A 2,275-nucleotide genomic window follows, 5' to 3' on the forward strand; every position below is an offset into this window, starting at 1 on the left:
ATGGAAAACAGCATACCGGCCAGTACTATAAAGGCGCCGATAATGGCCAGTTGCCAGGTGCTCGGGATGCCCACCAGGATCAGTACGTTGTTCACCAGCGTGATCAGGATGACGCCGAGCAGGGTGCCTACCACGCTGCCGGAACCGCCGGTGATGCGGGCGCCGCCGAGAACAACGGCGGCGATAACCTCCAGTTCGGAACCCGCCAGGTCGAAGGGATTGGCCAGGCGGTTGCTGGCGACATGCATAATGCCGGCGATGCCGGCAAGCAGGCCCGCATAGGCGAACACAAACACCCGCACGTTGCGCAGGTTATAGCCAAGCCGTTGGGCAATGTCGGCATTACCCCCCACCGCATAGATGGCCCGGCCCATCAGCGTACGCTGCAGCAGGTACCAGGTGGCGACGGCGGCAACCGCCAGCGCCAGCACGTAGGCGGGAAGAGCCGACGTCCCGCCGCCGGCGCTCTGGTGATGGAAAAGCGCATATTTGCCGAATGCATCCATCGATGCCGGGATGTTCATAAACAGCGCCGTGCCGACAAAGGTCAGCAGGAAGCCGCGGATCACATACTGCGTGCCGATGGTCACAATCAGCGACGGCGCCCTGAGGGCGCTGACCAGCAGGCCGTTGGCCGCCCCCAGCAGCGCGCCGCCCGCCGCGGCCATCAGCAGGATGGGCGCCATGGACATGCCGGGCGCCAGGTCCGTCACCAGCTTGGTGATGACGTACATCACCAGGGCGGCGATGGCGGTGAAGGAGACGTCAAGCCCGCCCGCCGCCAGCACCACCAGGACGCCCAGCGCAAACAGGCCGCTCACCACGGAGGAGCGCGCCATGTCGAACAGGTTCGACACCTGCCAAAAGGCGGGGTTGAGGGTGCCCACCACCAGGCAGACCAGGACTATCAGCAGCAGCGTCACCGCCGGCGGATGATGAATGAACCAGCGGCTGAGGCGTACGCCGTGGCTTGCCGTGCCGTCGCGGCGATGCTGTGTTGCGATATCGGTCATTGTTGCATCTCCGGGCGCTCTTCCGCCGCCATGGCGCGGTACAGCGCCCCTTCCTCAAGGCTATCCGCCGCGAACGTCGCCGCCACGGCCCCCCGGCGCATCACGAGGATGCGGTCGCAGTTTTGCAGCAGTTCCGGCAGGTCGTCGCTGATGATCATGACGCCCATGCCGTCGCCGGCGAGCCGCTGGATGATGCGATAAATGGTGTCCTTCGAGCCCACATCCACCCCCGCCGTGGGCCCGTGCAAAATCAGCAGCCGCGGCTCGATGGTCAGCCAGCGGCCAATGAGCACGCGCTGCTGATTGCCGCCGGAGAGCGACGTGACGGGGTTGTCGCTGTCGGGGGTGACAATCTGCAGGTCATCGATGGTCCGCTGGGCGGCGGCGTGATTGCGTTTGCCGTCCAGCAGGCCGAACGAGCCGCGCAGGCGGTCGAGCATCGCCACGATGATATTCTCCTTAATCGATTTCTCCAGGAACAGCCCCTCGGACAGCCGGTCCTCCGGCACATAACCGATGCCGGCGCCGATGGCCTGCGCCGGGCTGCCGAGGGTGATGGCGGCGCCGTCCAGCGTTATCCGGCCGCTGTCCGCCGGTAAAATGCCCGCCAGGGACAGGGCCAGTTCATTGCGGCCGGAATCCAGCAGTCCGGTGATGCCGAGGATTTCACCGCGCGCCAGCTGGAAGGACACGTCCCGGTAGCCGCCGCGCCGGCCGAGGCCGTCGACGCCCAGCAGCGCCTCGCCGCCGTCAAAGGCGGCGCGGTACCGGGTGTCATCCAGCTGCTTGCCGGTCATCCAGAAGGCGAGCTGCTGCTTTGACTGTCCGGCCACATCGCATTCGGTGACCTTCAGGCCGTCGCGCATGATGATGGCCCGGCCCCCGATAGCCTTGCACTCGTCGAGCTTGTGCGTGACGAACAGCACCGATACGCCCTGCGCCTGCAGTTTGCCCACCACCGCAATCAGGTTGTCCACCTCGCGCCGGGTGAGGGCGGTGGTGGGCTCGTCCATGATGACCAGGCCGGCGTCCGACGCAATGGCCCGGGCAATGGCAATCAATTGGCGGGTGGCTATCGGCAGTTCTTCCACCGGCGTGTCGAGAAACGCCGCATCGGCGGGCAGGTTGACCTTGGCCAGCGCGCGCACCGCGGTGTCCTTGAGCATGCGCAGATCCAGGCGCCGCGCCAGACTGCCGCCGGCGGCCACCAGCTGGCGGGTCAGCGCGACGTTTTCGGCCACGCTGAGATTGGGCAGCAGCGA

The 2,275-nt window shown here is 66.3% G+C and carries 2 protein-coding genes; both read right to left on the reverse strand.

Going from position 1 to position 2,275, the window contains the following annotated elements; genetic code table 11:
- On the reverse strand, positions 1-1,013 hold a 1,013-nt coding region (locus VGC77_RS05400; RefSeq protein WP_331170547.1), incomplete at its 3' end, for an ABC transporter permease.
- A partial coding sequence (locus VGC77_RS05405) for a sugar ABC transporter ATP-binding protein (RefSeq protein ID WP_331170548.1) occupies positions 1,010-2,275 on the reverse strand: 1,266 nt, incomplete at its 5' end. The genes VGC77_RS05400 and VGC77_RS05405, both read right to left, overlap by 4 nt.

Origin of the sequence: Rhodopseudomonas sp. (genome assembly GCF_036404135.1) — a bacterium.
GTDB lineage: Bacteria > Pseudomonadota > Alphaproteobacteria > Rhizobiales > Xanthobacteraceae > Rhodopseudomonas_A.